Origin of the sequence: Cutibacterium sp. KBN10P07758, from assembly GCF_050286205.1 — a bacterium.
GTDB lineage: Bacteria > Actinomycetota > Actinomycetes > Propionibacteriales > Propionibacteriaceae > Cutibacterium > Cutibacterium acnes.
This window is the reverse complement of record NZ_JBNNQV010000001.1, coordinates 1,209,484-1,225,157: the sequence shown is the minus strand read 5'-3', so window position 1 is coordinate 1,225,157 and position 15,674 is coordinate 1,209,484. Positions and strand designations below refer to the sequence as shown.

General features: G+C 59.7%; 13 protein-coding genes. 2 read left to right on the top strand and 11 right to left on the bottom strand.

Going from position 1 to position 15,674, the window contains the following annotated elements:
* From ACOYO3_RS06040 to mgrA, 8 genes are all read right to left on the bottom strand, one after another.
* Positions 1–924 (bottom strand): dihydroorotate dehydrogenase, encoded by a 924-nt coding sequence (locus ACOYO3_RS06040; protein WP_002517834.1) that lies wholly within the window; start codon positions 922–924, stop codon positions 1–3.
* The gene (locus ACOYO3_RS06035) at positions 921–1,715 is read right to left on the bottom strand and encodes a dihydroorotate dehydrogenase electron transfer subunit (protein WP_002517886.1); all 795 of its coding nucleotides are present in this window, start codon (positions 1,713–1,715) and stop codon (positions 921–923) included. The genes ACOYO3_RS06040 and ACOYO3_RS06035 overlap by 4 nt, the downstream gene beginning before the upstream one ends.
* Positions 1,715–4,921, bottom strand: a complete 3,207-nt coding sequence (gene carB, locus ACOYO3_RS06030) for a carbamoyl-phosphate synthase large subunit (protein ID WP_002524999.1) — start codon at positions 4,919–4,921, stop codon at positions 1,715–1,717. Before carB ends, ACOYO3_RS06035 begins: the two co-directional genes overlap by 1 nt.
* Entirely contained in the window at positions 4,921–6,009 is a 1,089-nt protein-coding gene (locus ACOYO3_RS06025) for a carbamoyl phosphate synthase small subunit (RefSeq protein ID WP_002525000.1), read from the bottom strand. The genes carB and ACOYO3_RS06025 overlap by 1 nt, the downstream gene beginning before the upstream one ends.
* On the bottom strand, positions 6,006–7,343 hold the full coding sequence (locus ACOYO3_RS06020; RefSeq protein WP_002525001.1) for a dihydroorotase: 1,338 nt from the start codon (positions 7,341–7,343) through the stop codon (positions 6,006–6,008). The genes ACOYO3_RS06025 and ACOYO3_RS06020 overlap by 4 nt, the downstream gene beginning before the upstream one ends.
* On the bottom strand, positions 7,340–8,284 hold the full coding sequence (locus tag ACOYO3_RS06015) for an aspartate carbamoyltransferase catalytic subunit (protein WP_002517819.1): 945 nt from the start codon (positions 8,282–8,284) through the stop codon (positions 7,340–7,342). Before ACOYO3_RS06015 ends, ACOYO3_RS06020 begins: the two co-directional genes overlap by 4 nt.
* Complete coding sequence (gene pyrR, locus ACOYO3_RS06010; protein WP_002517689.1) at positions 8,281–8,856, bottom strand: bifunctional pyr operon transcriptional regulator/uracil phosphoribosyltransferase PyrR; 576 nt, start codon at positions 8,854–8,856, stop codon at positions 8,281–8,283. Before pyrR ends, ACOYO3_RS06015 begins: the two co-directional genes overlap by 4 nt.
* Positions 8,857–9,007: 151 nt before the next feature.
* Positions 9,008–10,018 (bottom strand): L-glyceraldehyde 3-phosphate reductase, encoded by a 1,011-nt coding sequence (gene mgrA, locus ACOYO3_RS06005; protein ID WP_002517809.1) that lies wholly within the window; start codon positions 10,016–10,018, stop codon positions 9,008–9,010.
* 44 nt (positions 10,019–10,062) lie between these two features.
* Between mgrA and ACOYO3_RS06000 the strand changes: the two genes are divergently transcribed.
* On the top strand, positions 10,063–10,644 hold the full coding sequence (locus ACOYO3_RS06000) for an isochorismatase family protein (protein WP_002515543.1): 582 nt from the start codon (positions 10,063–10,065) through the stop codon (positions 10,642–10,644).
* Between the two features lie 273 nt (positions 10,645–10,917).
* The gene (locus tag ACOYO3_RS05995) at positions 10,918–11,163 is read left to right on the top strand and encodes a fibronectin type III-like domain-contianing protein (protein WP_002517864.1); all 246 of its coding nucleotides are present in this window, start codon (positions 10,918–10,920) and stop codon (positions 11,161–11,163) included.
* An 11-nt stretch (positions 11,164–11,174) separates the two neighbouring features.
* Here the strand turns inward: ACOYO3_RS05995 and ACOYO3_RS05990 are convergent, their stop codons facing one another.
* From ACOYO3_RS05990 to aceE, 3 genes are all read right to left on the bottom strand, one after another.
* Complete coding sequence (locus tag ACOYO3_RS05990) at positions 11,175–11,630, bottom strand: DUF3052 domain-containing protein (RefSeq protein WP_002523914.1); 456 nt, start codon at positions 11,628–11,630, stop codon at positions 11,175–11,177.
* A gap of 53 nt (positions 11,631–11,683) precedes the next feature.
* Entirely contained in the window at positions 11,684–12,472 is a 789-nt protein-coding gene (locus ACOYO3_RS05985; RefSeq protein WP_002525002.1) for an endo-beta-N-acetylglucosaminidase H, read from the bottom strand.
* Between the two features lie 291 nt (positions 12,473–12,763).
* Entirely contained in the window at positions 12,764–15,550 is a 2,787-nt protein-coding gene (gene aceE, locus ACOYO3_RS05980) for a pyruvate dehydrogenase (acetyl-transferring), homodimeric type (RefSeq protein ID WP_002525003.1), read from the bottom strand.
* Positions 15,551–15,674 lie beyond the last annotated feature (124 nt).

The window sequence follows — 15,674 nt, the reverse complement described above, 5'->3', positions numbered from 1 at the left end:
TCAACGAGACTGCCTAACCTGAGTCCGAAGGTCCTCAAGGCTGGCAATGCTTAAGTCGTCCATGAGAGGCTCAAGACCGTTAATGATCTTGGGGCAGGCCAACGGATCGGTGAAATTAGCGGTCCCGACGCCAACTGCCGAAGCCCCAGCCATCATGAGTTCGAGGGCGTCAGCACTTGTCATCACGCCGCCCATACCGATGACGGGGATGTCGACGACCCGGGTAACGGCGTCAATCATCCTCACCGCGATAGGCAGAACGGCTGGTCCAGACAGACCACCGGTGGCGTTAGCAATAACAGGCGTACGCCGTGCCAGGTTGATCCTCATCCCGGTGAGAGTGTTGATGAGGGTTAGACCGTCGGCACCGGCATCGGCGGTCGCACGCGCGATCTCGGTAATGTCGGTGACATTGGGCGACAACTTGACGTAGACAGGCACACTAGCGGCTGCGACGACGGCCTGCGTCAGGTCATGGGCTGCGGTCACATTAGTGCCGAAAGTAATTCCACCGCGCTTGACGTTGGGACAAGAGATGTTAATCTCCACAGCGGCCACATTGGGGGCCGTCGAGATGACCTCGCAGACCCTGACGTAGTCCTCGGTGGTGTAACCGGCGACGTTTGCGATGATGGGCAGGTCCGGAAAGTGCTCAGCCAACCACGGCAGCTTCTCGGCCATGACGACGTCGAGGCCAGGATTTTGCAGGCCGATGGCGTTGAGCATGCCTCCTGGGGTTTCGGCCACCCGAATAACCGGATTGCCACGGCGAGGCTCGAGGGTGGTCGCCTTGACCATGATCGACCCAAGCACCGACAGGTCGTAGTACTCCGCATACTCGGCGCCAAAACCAAAACACCCGCTGGCGGGCATGATCGGGTTCTTAAGGTTCAGGCCCGGAAGGGACACGGCCAATCTAGTCATAGCAGAACCTCCTCGGCCGCGAGCACGGGACCGTCGAAGCACACCCGAAACTGGTGATCGGGGTCTCGGGCATCACCGACGACGCAGGCGTAGCACGCGCCTACACCGCAAGCCATTCTCTCCTCCAGAGATAGCTGGGTACGCACGGTCGGCGCTAGTGCAGACTTCACCCATCTCAGCATGGGGAGAGGCCCGCAGGCCTGCACGAGATCGGGGACAAAACGGCGAGCCTCGTCAGTCTCGGCAATCTGAGCGACAGTCCCCTTCGTCCCGACCGACCCGTCGTCAGTGGAGACGAGAACCTCACCGAGCTGGCCGAAGCGCTCAGCCCAAAAGATGTCGTTTCGATCGCGGAATCCCAGCCGGAACTGCACCTCGACGCCACGTTCAACAAGTCGCCGTCCCAACAAGTACAGCGGCGGGATCCCAACTCCTCCACCAATAAGCAGGGCCCGCCCCTCGGGCTGAACCGCGTCAACGTCGAACCCATGACCGAGCGGACCCAAGACGTCTACCTCTGCCCCGATCGGCTTTACCGAGAGCGTGTCGGTTCCCTTCCCTACCACCCGAAAGACAAGGGTGTATCCCTCGTCATCGGCGTCCGCAATAGACAATGGCCGGCGCAGCACGTGTCCACCACCGAGCAACAGATCAAGAAAAGTCCCTGGTACAACGTGTGGCACAGGTTCATGAGGGATGAGTCGCACCGAATATATTCCGGTGGCAATCTCGTGACGGTCGGCAAGTCGCATCATCTGTGGGCCACGACGAAACCCAGTCGTCTTTGTCATCAGATCGACTCCGTCGAGAAGACCCGCGATTCCATGACCCGGCAAATCGCCGCAGCGGTATCCAGCGAGGTGAAAAGTGGGATGCCACGAGCGATGGCTTCGCGGCGAATCTGTTTACCGTCGATGATGGTGTCCTGGCCGTTGCCCATGACATTGATGACGGCGTCGCAGCCGTTGCGGCTAATGAGGTCGAGGACGGATTCCGTCGATCCAGCCTCCCCTGACCCAATCTTCTCAGCAACATCGATGCGCAAACCACCCTCGTCAAAGAAGCGAGCAGTACCCATCGTTCCCACGAGCTGGAACCCAATCCGATCGAAGCGACGAGCCAGCTGAAGTGCCTCTGGCTTGGCGTCATCGGTCACTGTGATGAGGATCTTGCCATATTCGGGAACATGTAGGTTCGCTGCCTCGAACACCTTGTACAGCGCCTTTTCGACGGTGTCGTCGGATCCCATGACCTCACCGGTCGACTTCATCTCCGGGCCAAGGTGGGAGTCAACGAGATCGAGTTTCGAGAAACTGAATACCGGGGACTTGACGTGGATGCGCTTCGAGAACGGCAATAGGCCAGGACGCAATCCCAGGTCAGCGAGGGTCTCGCCGAGGATGATTCGGGTGGCTACCTCAGCCATCGACACCCCAGTTACCTTCGATAGGAAGGGCACGGTACGCGAGGCTCTCGGGTTAGCCTCAATGACGTAGACCGTCTCCTCACCGGTCGCCGGATCATTGGCAACGACAAACTGGATGTTGAGGATCCCCTTGGTCTTAAGGCCTCGAGCCAGCTTCGTCGTCACCTCAATAATCCGGTCGGCAACCTGCTGGCTCATCCGCTGCGGCGGGTAGACGGCCATCGAGTCACCGGAGTGCACACCTGCGCGCTCGATGTGCTCCATGATGCCGGGGATCAGGACGTCAGTGCCGTCACAGATCGCGTCGACCTCACACTCCAGACCATTGAGGTAGCGATCCACCAACACCGGCTTGTCAGGGCTGGCATGCACAGCATCGCGCATGTACCGCTTAAGTTCCTCAGCACTCGTGACGATGGCCATAGCACGCCCACCGATGACGTATGAGGGGCGCACCAGTACCGGGTAACCGAGCTCCTCAGCGACTGCAAATGCCTCCTCGGAAGACCGTGCTGTGCCACCTGGGGCTTGCGGAATACCCAATTCGGCGAGCAGAGACTCGAATCCTTCCCGGTCCTCAGCACGGTCAAGATCGGCCACCTGGGTTCCCAAGATCGGCACCCCGGCCGCCGAGAGCGGTCCGGCCAAGTTAATCGCCGTCTGACCACCGAACTGGACGATGACACCGTCGGGCTGCTCGAGGTCGATGACGTTCATGACGTCCTCAAAGGTCAACGGCTCGAAATACAGCTTGTCGGAGATGGAGAAATCGGTAGACACCGTTTCCGGATTCGAGTTCATGATGATGGCCTCGTACCCGGCAGCCTGGATGGCCTTGACGGAGTGAACGGTAGCGTAGTCGAACTCGATCCCCTGGCCAATGCGGATCGGCCCGGAACCCAAGACGAGAACGCTAGGGCGCTGCGACTTTTTCGACTCGTTCTCCATTTCGTAGGTCGAGTAGAAGTATGGGGTTGAGGATTCGAACTCTCCGGCACAGGTATCGACCATCTTGTACACTGGCACAATCCCGTTGTCGACCCGACGAACCCGCACGTCATCAGGGGTCTCGCCCCAGATTCGTGCGATGGCCGGGTCGGAGAAGCCATTGCGCTTGGCAATCCATAGCGCCTCAGAGTCATCGGGGCAGGCTCGTAGCCTTTCCTCAATTTCGAGGATGTGGGCAACCTTGTCGAGGAAGAACACGTCGATCCTGGTCTGTTCGTGCAGCTCTTGCACCGTGCGTCCGCGTCGGATCGCCTCAGTCAGGCAAAACAGACGGTCGTCGCGAGCATGCAGCAACCGCTCCTCAAGGATGTCGTCAGGTAGATCAGCGACCTCACGCAGAGCTAAGTGGTCGACGCCGATCTCCAGAGAACGCACCGCCTTGAGCAGGGACTCCTCGATGGTGCGTCCCAAGGCCATGACCTCACCAGTCGCCTTCATCTGGGTGCCTAGACGACGATCAGCCTGAGCGAACTTGTCGAAGGGCCAGCGTGGGATCTTGGCGACGACGTAGTCAAGCATGGGCTCGAACATCGACCACGTCGTCCCGGTGACGGGGTTACGGATCTCGTCAAGGGTCAATCCGACGGCGATCTTGGCGGCGATCTTGGCGATCGGGTAGCCAGTGGCCTTTGAGGCCAGGGCTGAGGAGCGCGAAACTCGTGGGTTGACCTCGATGACGTAATACTGGAAGGAATTCGGATCGAGAGCGAGCTGGACGTTGCAGCCGCCCTCGATCCCAAGCCTCCGAACGATCTCAATCGAGGCATCGCGCAGCATCTCGTGTTCGACGTCGGTGAGGGTTTGGGTAGGAGCAAAAACGATGGAGTCGCCGGTGTGAACCCCGACAGGGTCAAAGTTCTCCATGGTGCAGACCACCATGGTGTTGTCAGCGCCATCGCGCATCATCTCGTACTCAATCTCCTTGAACCCAGCGATCGACTGCTCGATCAGGCACTCGGTGACCGGGGACAGCTCTAGCCCCTTCCCGACGATACGTACGAGTTCGGCCTCATCGCAGCACATACCACCGCCAGTGCCACCGAGGGTGTATGCGGGACGGACGATGAGCGGGTACCCAATGGTGTTCCCAACCTTGACCGCCTCATCAACGGTGTGAACGACCTCGGAGGCCGGAACCGGCTGACCCAGCTCATCCATGAGCTGCTTGAAAAGATCACGATCTTCGGCTTTCTCGATGGCCGAGAGCTTGGTGCCGAGCAACTCGATACCAAGTTCGTCAAGTATACCGGATTTAGCCAGCTCAGTGGCCATATTGAGGCCAGTTTGGCCCCCAAGGGTGGGGACGATGGCGTCGGGGCGCTCCCGACGCAAAATTGAAGAGACGAACTCGAGGGTGATCGGCTCGATGTAGACCTTGTCGGCGACGTCACGGTCAGTCATGATCGTGGCGGGATTGGAGTTGACGAGGATGACCTCGTACCCCTCCTCCTTGAGTGCCAAACAGGCCTGAGTACCGGCGTAGTCGAACTCGGCAGCCTGACCGATGAGGATCGGCCCGGACCCGATGACGAGAATGCGGTGCAGGTCGGTACGGCGGGGCATCAGTTCTGGCCTCCAGTGTGATTGGCGTCCATGAGAGCGACAAAGTCGTCGAAGACGTGAGCGGCATCGTGAGGTCCAGCGGCGGCGTCGGGGTGGTACTGCACCGAAAAAGAACCGAGTCGGGTATGACGCACACCCATGACGGTCTCATCATTAATCTCGATGTGGGTCACCTCCAACTCGGTGCCGGACACCGATTCGGGATCAACGACGTAGCCGTGGTTCTGGCTGGTGAAGTCGATCCGACCGGTCGACAGCTCGCGGACGGGGTGGTTGAAGCCGCGATGGCCGAAACGCAGCTTATAGGTATCGGCACCGTTAGCCAGAGCAAAGATCTGATGGCCCATGCAAATACCGAAGACCGGGTACCCCTCCTGCAGTTCTCGCACCACATCCTGTACCCCCGGGATGGATTTCGGGTCCCCGGGGCCGTTAGAAAGCATGATGCCGTCGGGCGCCAGGGCCCGCACCCGATCGGCTGAGATGTTCCACGGCACAACGGTCACGGCACAACCTCGCCTGCTCAGCTCCCGCAAGATGGAGTGCTTAAGACCGAAGTCGAAGAGCACCACACTGCGCCCGCCCAAGGGTGACGGGTAGGCGGTGCGGGTGGACACCTGGGCGATCTGGTCGGTAGGCAAGTGGATGTTTCGCAACTTCCCCAGCTCAGCGTCGAGATCAGCGTCAGGGGCCAGCAACACACCCTTCATGACTCCCGCGGTGCGCAACCGACGCACCAAAGCACGAGTATCAATCCCAGCCAGACCAGGGATGCCGTGGGTGGTGAGAAATTCGCCAAGGCTACGCCGATTGCGCCAGTTGCTAGCCAGTCGCGGCACCTCGCGGCAGATGACCCCGGCGGTCGTCGGGAATAGCGACTCCATATCATCACGGTTGATTCCGCAATTGCCAATAAGGGGGTAGGTGAAGGTGACGATTTGTCCGTTATAGGACTGGTCGGTCAAAGTTTCCTGGTAGCCGGTCATGCCGGTAGTGAAGACGACCTCGGCACTCACCTCACGATCGGCCCCGAAAGCCTCGCCCTGGTAGCTTGTCCCGTCGGCCAATAACAGGGTGCGTCTGCTCACTGCGGGTCTCCCATCTCGTGGTCGTCAGTCTTCCCTATCGGCTGGCCGCGACGGTAAACCGTCTGGCCACCGACCATCGTCAGCACGCAGTCACCGCGGACGGAACGACCAGCGAAGGGGGTGTTACGCCCCATCCCGGCTCCGTCCCCGGGAATAATCGTCATCTCGGTGCGCAAGTCGAAAGCGGCCAGGTCGGCCGGTCCTCCCACTCGCAGCCGACCGGCCTCCGGTATCCCGAAGGTCTCGGCCGGCCCGATGGTGAGCCAGTCGACAAGCTGGTCGAGTCGGAACCGCCGGTCAAGCACAAAGTTGGTGTACAGCAGGGCAAAGGTGTGCTCGTTAGTGATGACCCCAAAAGCGGCATCGCGGAAGGAACATGCCTTTTCTTCAGCCGCGTGCGGGGCGTTATCGGTGGCGATACAGGTCAAGGTCCCGTCACACAGACCCTCGACCATAGCGTTGAGGTCGTCACGGGTGCGCAGCGGCGGATTCATCTTGTAGAACCCATCATCGTCGGGGATGTCGTCGTCGGCCAGCAGCAGATGGTGCGGAGCCGCCTCACCGGTGACATTCGCGCCGTCCTCACGGCCCCGACGCAGAGTACGAATCGACTGCCGGGTCGAGGCGTGGCACAGATGGTAGTGGGCAGCAGTCTCCTCGGCGATCATGACGTCGCGGGCCACCTGCACAGTCTCGGTAAGACGAGTCATGGGAGGTAGGCCGAGTTCCCTAGCCCGACGTCCGTCGTTGATCACCCCGCCCCGCACCAGGGACTCGTCCTCGGCGTGAGCAGCGATCGGACGGTCGACCGCGGCGGCTGACCGCATCGCGTCGTACATGACTCCGGCCAGCTGCACTCCCTTGCCGTCATTGGAGAAGGCCACTGCCCCGGCCCGTGTCAAGGCCTCAACGTCAACAAGGTCATTGCCCGTCAGTCCAACAGTGATGGGGGCGATGGGCAACACCCGCACCACGGCCGATTCCTCAACCCTCCGGTTGAGGTCGGCCATGAGCTCGGGGCTATGGGGGTCAGGAACAGTATTGGGCATCGCACAAATCGTCGTCCAGCCGCCTCGGGCGGCCGCCGCAGTGCCTGAGGCGATAGTCTCCTTATGTTCCTGACCCGGCTCGCGCAGATGAACGTGCAGGTCCACCATCCCGGGAGTCACCAGAGCCCCACCAAGATCGACGACCTCAGCATCGGCCCCGTCGAGGGCGTTGGACCGCCCTCGTGAAATAGCCTCGATCCGCTCATCACGGATGAGGAGCTGGGAGGGAACCGGGGTGGCTCCCACCAGCATGGTCAGCCCGGTGAGGAGGACCCGGCGGCTCATTTTGTCTCCCTGCCGTGCAACACCTGTTCCAAAATAGCCATTCGCACCATAACTCCGTTCCCCATCTGCTCAAAAATACGAGACGAGGGAGCCTCTACGAGGTGACCGGAAATTTCACATCCTCGGTTTACAGGAGCCGGGTGCATGATGATCGCATGAGGCTTCATTCGCTCTGCGCGCTCGTCTGTGAGCCCAAACGTATGTAAGTAATCAGTTGCAGAGAAGTCTGGGCCAGCATCGAATCTCTCGTGCTGGACGCGTAGCATCATCGCGACGTCGACATCAGCAATGACCTCGTCGAGAGTCGCCATCGTGCCAAGTCGGGTGACGTCATGGTCCATCCACTCACGCGGTCCAGTAAAGACAACGTTGGCCCCAAGCCTGGTAAGGATTTGAGCATCAGAACGAGCTACTCGCGAGTGCACGATATCGCCGCTGATCGCAACCGTTAGACCGTCGACATGGCCAAACTCCTCAGCGATAGTCATGAGGTCCAGCATGCACTGACTAGGGTGTTGACCAGATCCATCCCCACCATTGACGACCGACAGGCCGAGCATCCCGGTTGCGAGCAGGTAATCGTAGTAGTGGTTGGTGGAGTGACGTATGACGGCAACCTCGGCGCCAATGGCGTCGACGGTGCGCACCGAGTCGTAGAGGCTCTCCCCCTTGGTGACGCTGGAGTGGCCCGGATCGAAGTCGAGGATCTTCATGCCGAGACGGTGCTCAGCCATCTGAAAGCTGGTCATCGTTCGGGTGGAGTTCTCGAAGAACATGTTGATAGCGACGTGACCCGGCTCCACGCGCGGAGCGTCACCGGCCTTGAATTGCCGACCACGCTCGATGATCCGCATGACGTCATCACTGGACATATCTTCGACCGACAAAAAGTGACGTCCGGTGTAGTCGGCGTCGAACTCTTCAACAACCTCAGTGCTCATCGGGAAGCCACCTTTCGAATCGTGACGGAGTCTTCGCCATCAACTTCGGTGACGTGGACGTCCACGGCCTCACCCAACGAAGTGGGGATGTTTTTACCAACGAAATCAGCGCGGACCGGAAGCTCTCGGTGGCCGCGATCAACCATGACCGCCAGCAGAATACGGTCGGGACGTCCGGTATCGACCAGGGCGTCAAGGGCCGCCCGGACGGTACGACCGGTGAACAGCACGTCGTCAACAAGCACGACGGTCTTACCAGCCAAGTTTGAAGGAACGTTATTGCCCGAGAGCACCGGGGTTTTCGGGCGCTCGCGGTGCTCATTGGGGTCGAGGTCGTCTCGATACAAGGTGATATCGAGCTCGCTGACAGGAACGTCGACATCGCCGAGGGAAGACAGCTTGGTAGCCATGCGCCGTGCAAGATACGCACCACGGGTGCGAATTCCGACGATGACCAACTGGTCGAGCCCCTCGTTGCGCTCGACGATTTCGTAACAAATTCTCGTCAGTGCCCGCTCCAAAGCCTTGGAATCGAGAACGGTCACTGGACCAGATGACTGGGTGAGTTGCATAGCAGGCTCCTACCTCTGGACACCGCAGGTGCGAGGGTAGAGCACGCCAGACGACGCGCATATACGCAATCGCCTACTGGCACGACCTTCGCGACCTCACGGGATCGCCATTAAAGGGCGTCTCTAGGAGAGTAGCACGACTCGAGACAGATCAGAGGACGTGGTCGGCCAGCACCGACTCAATACGCACTCTCTCATCGTCGGTGAACGGGGTAGTTCTAAGCGCATCGATATCCGAATCCAGTTGTGGTACCGAGGAAGCCCCCACAAGCACGCTGGTAATGCGGGGCTCACGCAGGATCCACGAGAGGGCCATCTGGGCCAACGTCTGGTCACGGTCTTTGGCAACCTCGTTGAGGGCAGCAATTGCAGCGCGGGTGACGTCGTCGATCTGATCGGGTCGCAGCGAGACCGCTCCCATGCCAGCACGCGACTGGGCGGGAACACCCCTCAGGTATTTGTCGGTGAGGATTCCCTGAGCCAACGGAGAGAAACAGATGATGCCCATCCCCTCCTGCTCACAGGTATCGACGAGACCATCCTCAATCCATCGATCAAACATGTTGTAACGCGGCTGGTGGATGAGTAACGGGGTGCCAAGGTCACGCGCAATGGTGGCAGCACGTTCTGTCTCCTTGGGATCATATGAGGAAATACCTGCATACAAGGCACGACCTGATCGCACGATCCGGTCGAGAGCTCCCATTGTCTCCTCGAGCGGAGTTTCCGGATCGAACCGGTGAGAATAAAAGATGTCGACGTAGTCCAGCCCCATCCGTTTAAGAGACTGGTCGCAGGAGGCGATGAGGTACTTGCGAGACCCACCCTGCCCATAAGGGCCTGGCCACATATCGTAGCCAGCCTTGGAACTAATAATGAGTTCGTCCCGGTAGGGCTTGAAATCAGTCGCCATGATGCGACCGAAATTGATCTCGGCCTGTCCATAGGGCGGACCGTAATTATTAGCGAGGTCGAAGTGGGTGATACCGCGATCGAAAGCGCGACGCAGCACGGCACGCTGCGTAGATCCGGGGTGAAAATCTCCAAAATTGTGCCACAGCCCTAGGGAGACAGCGGGGAGTAATAAGCCGCTCGTTCCGCAACGTCGATACTCCATGGTGTCGTAGCGATCCTGGGCTGCCTCATAGGTGCTCACTGCCATGGCGTCAGCGTACCTACAACCAGACGTGGTGAAAGGATGTGTCCATGACTTCGTCACACCGTGCCCTTCTCGTCGTGGACGTCCAGCCGACCTTCTGCGAGGGAGGCGCTCTGGCTGTCACGGGTGGCAATGCCTGCGCCGAGCGGATCGCGACGTATATCCCAACCCACTACAATTGTTACGACATGGTCGTCACCACTCAGGATTGGCATATTGATCCCGGTAACCATTTCTCCAACAACCCCGACTTTGTGGACTCCTGGCCGCCACATGGGGTTGTTGGCACCGACGAAGCTGAGATTCATCCGGCGATCGCTAAGATTCCTGTCGACGCACGGGTTAAGAAAGGCCAATACGCTGCAGCCTATTCCGGTTTCGAAGGGACTACCGAGGACGGGTCAATTCTCGAGACGGTATTGCGTGATCGCGGAATCGAGGCTGTCGACATCGTCGGCTTGGCTCTGTCCCACTGCGTCAAAGACACGGCTCTGGACGCCCAGCGTCTCGGGTTCGTCACGACATGCCTGACCGACCTCAGCGAGCCGGTCAGCCCAGAGATGGGCAACGCAGCCGTGGCGGTCATGGAAGATGCCGGAGTAACGGTCACCACTAGTTCACAGCTCTGAGCGTCACTGACGAACCTTCGTCATCCGTCTGGTAACCATCCGAGACCATCGCCGTCAAACTGTCCGACATCCCTGCTCAACTCAACGTCCCTGGAGAATTCCAGCACGTGCACTACGGGGAGGACAAATACATCGGTTATCGAGGTCTCGACACCACGAATTGTCCGGTCGCCTACCCCTTCGGTCACGGCCTGAGCTACACCAACTTCGCCTACCCCGGCCTTGATCTAGCCATCTGCCCTGTCACCGAGTCCACCGGGGCAAGACAAACCAGTGCTAACCGTCACCTTCACCGTCTCCAACACCGGAGACCGCGCCGGCGCTGCTGTGCCTCAGGTCTACCCGGGTTTCCCCAACACCACCATTGACCGCTGCGTGCGCGAGCTCAAAGCCTTCCGTCGTGTGGAACTAGAGCCCGGCCAGAGGCAGACGGTCACCGTCGCGCTGACCCGGCGCGACCTGTCCTACTGGGACATCCTGCCGCACCCCCTACGGAGCTATGCCGTAGGCAGCATATGAAAGAAGACGGGTCAGCGCCGCCCGCCGCGCGGGCGCACAATTTTGTGGGCTTGCCAGTCCTTACTAACGTCGTAGCTGGTGGTCAGCACCATTCCAGCGGTGTCTGTGCCGTCAGACAGATCAGCCGGATCGATAGTGCCCGGGCGTCCCACCTTCGGGGTGACGAGGACGATGAACCCGTCGTCAGACAAATCACGCATAGCATCAACCAAGCCGTCGGCTACATCACCGTCATCGGCACGCAACCACAACCAGACGATGTCAACGGCGTCGATCGAATCTTCAATCATGTCACCGTCGATGATGTCCATAACCTCTTGACGGAGGTCCTCGTCAACGTCATCGTCCCAACCGAGCTCCTGGACGACCTGCCCGGCCTCGAAACCGAGCTTGTCCAAATCGCTGCCGCTTCCCACGAAATCCTTCGCTTTCCCTTGCTCTGCGTGACAGGAAGTTCTCACCTTCATCAGTGTGCCAGAACATCCCGCCGACGACCACCGTGGGGCCTTTTCTTCGACGGTCACTGTCGAAGTCGCCGCCTTCCTTCCAAGGCTGTCGTCATGGCCTGCACGAGGGACGGGTTCGTCGACACCCGCAAGTCGTACGTCATGAAGACGCCATAACCGTCATGGATAGTTTGAGAAGCCATCGTCTGGATCATTTCGATCGACGTATGTCCCCAGTCAACTGCCGCCGCCCCCACATGACTTCGAGGCATACCCAGCACCGATGGTTCCTGATAGGTGCCATACCACGGGTTCCACGCATAATCGAGGTCATCTGATGCATTGCCCGCGGACGAAACAGTTCGATTAACCGATGGCCCAATCGAGTACAAGGTGAGGAGTTTATGAGGCCCTAGGTGGCGTCGCAGCGCACGAACAAACCAAACAAAAAAGTCTTCATTGGGCTGACCGGTACCATTTTTGCCATATTCGGAATATTCATCATCTAGGTCGACGCCATCAAGGTGATACCTATGAACAACACTTGCTACCTGAGCCGCGAACCGGTCAGCGTCATGCCGGGTTGGAAAGTTGGCGAATCCGGCGCCCTCATGATTGCCAAGGAGCGACAAGAGTACCTTCGTCCCACGACGCTGCAACGGACGAATCTGAGTTTCAGCAGCTCTGAGCGTTTCCATAACTCGCTCGTTCAGGTGCAGGTAAGCCGTGCACCCGTCATAGTTGATATTCGCCGCAAAAATCATAGCCAGATCGAAGACCGGGCGGTGAACCCCTTCTCGGACGAAGGCCCCGACAGTCGCGAGATCCTCGTGATTGACCTCGATGTAGACCGCAGTGGTCACTGCCCTAGAAGCCCTACGAGGCCTTGCAAACGCGATACCTGCGGGCGTCTGTGCCGTGATCAACGCCGTCGAAACTACCCCAACAGTACTAGCGAGCACGTGACGACGACTCAACCTCATGTGTCCTGCTCCTTTGATCTCCACCCCTCGCAGCGCCGTTACCACGAGAGCTAATTCGGTTTAGTTTAGACGCTAAAAAGGCTAGCAGGAGTATGGCGGAGGCAACGGACTTCAACGAAAACCGGGGCAGCCCACATCATGGAATGCCCCGGTTATTCGACGGTCTATCGATCAGGCGTCGCCACCAGCGTTACCGGACGCCCCCGCGTTGACGTTGAGGAGGTCGTACTTCTCGGCAGCCTTGGCAGGCCAGTCCTCGGGAACCTCACCACGCTCGACGAGCATCTGGAGGGCACGCACTGTCATGGACGGTCCATCGATGTGGAAGAATCGGCGCGCTGCCGCACGGGTGTCGGAGAACCCGAATCCGTCAGCACCTAAGGAGGCATAATCCCCCGGCACCCACTGGGCGATCTGATCGGGCACCTGACACGTGTAATCGGTGGTCGCAACGACTGGACCAGGGGCGTCGGCCAGGCATTGGGTGATATACGGGGTGCGCCTGCCCTGTTCGGGGTGTAGGAAAGTCTGTTCCTCGGCCTCCATAGCGTCACGACGTAGGTTGTTCCACGACGTCACCGACCACACGTCGGCAACAACGCCAAAGTCACCCTTAAGGAGCTGCTGAGCCTCAATGGCCCACGGCACGGCGACGCCGGAGGCCAGCAGCTGAACGCGGCGGGCATCCTCGCCGACGCCCTCAAAGGAGCCCTTCGAGAGCAGGTACATGCCCTTGACGATGCCCTCGGCGTCAACGCCCTCTGGCTCAGCCGGCTGGACGATCGGCTCGTTGTACACCGTCAGGTAGTACATGACGTCTTCGGCGTTCTCGCCGTACATGTGCTCCAGACCTGCCTGAACAATGTGGGAGATCTCGTAAGAATAAGCCGGATCGTAGGAGATGACAGCTGGGTTAGTCGCAGCCAGAACCGGCGAATGGCCATCCATGTGCTGGGTGCCCTCACCGGTCAGCGTGGTGCGTCCGGCAGTGGCGCCAATAATGAATCCCCTCGTCATCTGATCACCAGCTGCCCAGAAAGAATCACCGGTACGCTGGAACCCGAACATCGAGTAGAACAGGTAGATCGGCACCATCGGCACGCCCTGAGTGGAGTATGCCGAGCCTGCGGCAATGAAAGCAGCCGCCGAACCAGCCTCATTGATGCCAGTGTGAATGATCTGCCCGTTCTTGGCCTCGCGGTAGCTGAGCATGAGCTCGTGGTCGACAGGGGTGTAGTTCTGGCCGTGAGGATTGTAGATCTTGATCGTCGGGAAGAACGAGTCCATGCCAAAGGTACGGGCCTCGTCAGGAATGATCGGGACGACGTGCGGAGCGAAATTCTTGTCGCGCATAAGGTCCTTGAGCAGACGCACGAAGGCCATCGTGGTGGCGACCTCCTGTTTGCCCGACCCACGCTTGACACCATCGAAGGCCTTCTGCGCCGGGATGGGTAGTGGCGTGTGCCTCGTACGGCGCTCCGGCACGAAACCGCCGAGAGCGCGACGACGCTCCATGAGGTACTGGATGCGCTCGTCATCGGCTCCGGGATGGAAGTAGGGAGCACGGTAGGGGTCGGCCTCCAGCACCTTGTCCGAAATCGGAATTTCAAGACGATCGCGGAACTGCTTGAGGTCCTCAAGGGCCAGCTTCTTCATCTGGTGGGTAGCGTTGCGGCCCGCAAAGTGAGTACCAAGATCGTAACCTTTAATAGTGCAGGCAAGCACCACGGTCGGCGCTCCCTTGAACTGCGTAGCCGCCTTGTAGGCGTTGTAAATCTTGCGGTAGTCGTGACCGCCACGGCGTAACGCCCAAATCTGTTCGTCAGTCCACTTGTCGACCATCTTGGCAGTGCGCGGGTCGCGGCCAAAGAAGTGCTCGCGGACATAGGCGCCGTCGTTGGCCTTAAAGGTTTGGTAGTCGCCATCACGGGTGTTGTTCATGATATCAACGAGGGCACCGTCACGGTCTGCCTGCAGCAACGGGTCCCAGCCGGATCCCCAAATGACCTTGATGACGTTCCAGCCAGCACCACGGAAGACAGCCTCAAGTTCCTGGACAATCTTGCCGTTGCCACGCACCGGCCCGTCTAGACGCTGCAGGTTGCAGTTGATGACGAAGGTGAGGTTGTCGAGCTCCTCGTTGGCAGCGACCTGCAGGAATCCGCGCGACTCCGGCTCGTCCATCTCACCGTCGCCAAGGAAAGCCCACACGTGCTGATCTGCGCAGTCCTTGACACCGCGATTGGTGAGGTACTTATTCATAGACGCCTGGTAAATGGAATTCATCGGGCCCAGACCCATCGACACCGTCGGGAACTGCCAGAAGTCGGGCAACATGCGAGGGTGCGGGTAAGAGGGTAGACCATGCCCGGCCTTCGACTTCTCCTGACGGAACCCATCGAGATCGTCCTCGCTGAGACGCCCCTCCAAGAACGCGCGAGCGTACATACCGGGCGCGGCGTGCCCCTGGAAGAAAACTTGGTCACCGCCGCCGGGGGCGTCCTGCCCGCGCCAGAAGTGGTTCTGACCGACCTCGTAGAGGGTCACGGCAGAGGCATAGGTGGAGATATGACCGCCGACGCCAATACCGGGACGCTGCGCGCGATGCACGGTAATGGCGGAATTCCAGCGCAGCAAACGACGGATGTTCCGCTCGATCTCGGCGTCGCCGGGGTATTCTTCCTCGTCCTCGGCTGCAATGGTGTTGATGTAGTCGGTGGAGGTGAGCGCTGACAGCCCGAGACGACTGTGGCTACGAGCCCGCTCCAACATCTTGAGCAGCACGATCCGGGCACGATTCGGACCATCAGTCTCGACCATCTTGTCGAGGGACTCGATCCACTCCTGAGTCTCCTCGGGATCGACGTCAGGCAGGGTTGTCGGAAGTCCGTTGAGGACTGGTCCGCGTTCTTCGCGTGGGATCACGCCGGGTCCTTTCTCATCGACAGCGACGCACAACCGGCGACATCACCGGTGACGGTTCAAGGTGGCAGCCCGAGGGCCCGCCGTGAACTTATTGTGTCGTCTTATGGAAGAAAAGTCACTCGGAAGTACCGTAAATCACCCCAGCGCCTCATCCCCC

Coding starts and splice junctions, on each gene's coding strand:
- ACOYO3_RS06040 (WP_002517834.1), bottom strand. CDS start 924: ATGACTAGATTGGCCGTGTCCCTTCCGGGCCTGAACCTTAAGAACCCG.
- ACOYO3_RS06035 (WP_002517886.1), bottom strand. CDS start 1,715: ATGACAAAGACGACTGGGTTTCGTCGTGGCCCACAGATGATGCGACTT.
- carB (WP_002524999.1), bottom strand. CDS start 4,921: ATGCCCCGCCGTACCGACCTGCACCGCATTCTCGTCATCGGGTCCGGG.
- ACOYO3_RS06020 (WP_002525001.1), bottom strand. CDS start 7,343: ATGAGCCGCCGGGTCCTCCTCACCGGGCTGACCATGCTGGTGGGAGCC.
- ACOYO3_RS06015 (WP_002517819.1), bottom strand. CDS start 8,284: ATGAGCACTGAGGTTGTTGAAGAGTTCGACGCCGACTACACCGGACGT.
- pyrR (WP_002517689.1), bottom strand. CDS start 8,856: ATGCAACTCACCCAGTCATCTGGTCCAGTGACCGTTCTCGATTCCAAG.
- mgrA (WP_002517809.1), bottom strand. CDS start 10,018: ATGGCAGTGAGCACCTATGAGGCAGCCCAGGATCGCTACGACACCATG.
- ACOYO3_RS06000 (WP_002515543.1), top strand. CDS start 10,063: ATGACTTCGTCACACCGTGCCCTTCTCGTCGTGGACGTCCAGCCGACC.
- ACOYO3_RS05990 (WP_002523914.1), bottom strand. CDS start 11,630: ATGAAGGTGAGAACTTCCTGTCACGCAGAGCAAGGGAAAGCGAAGGAT.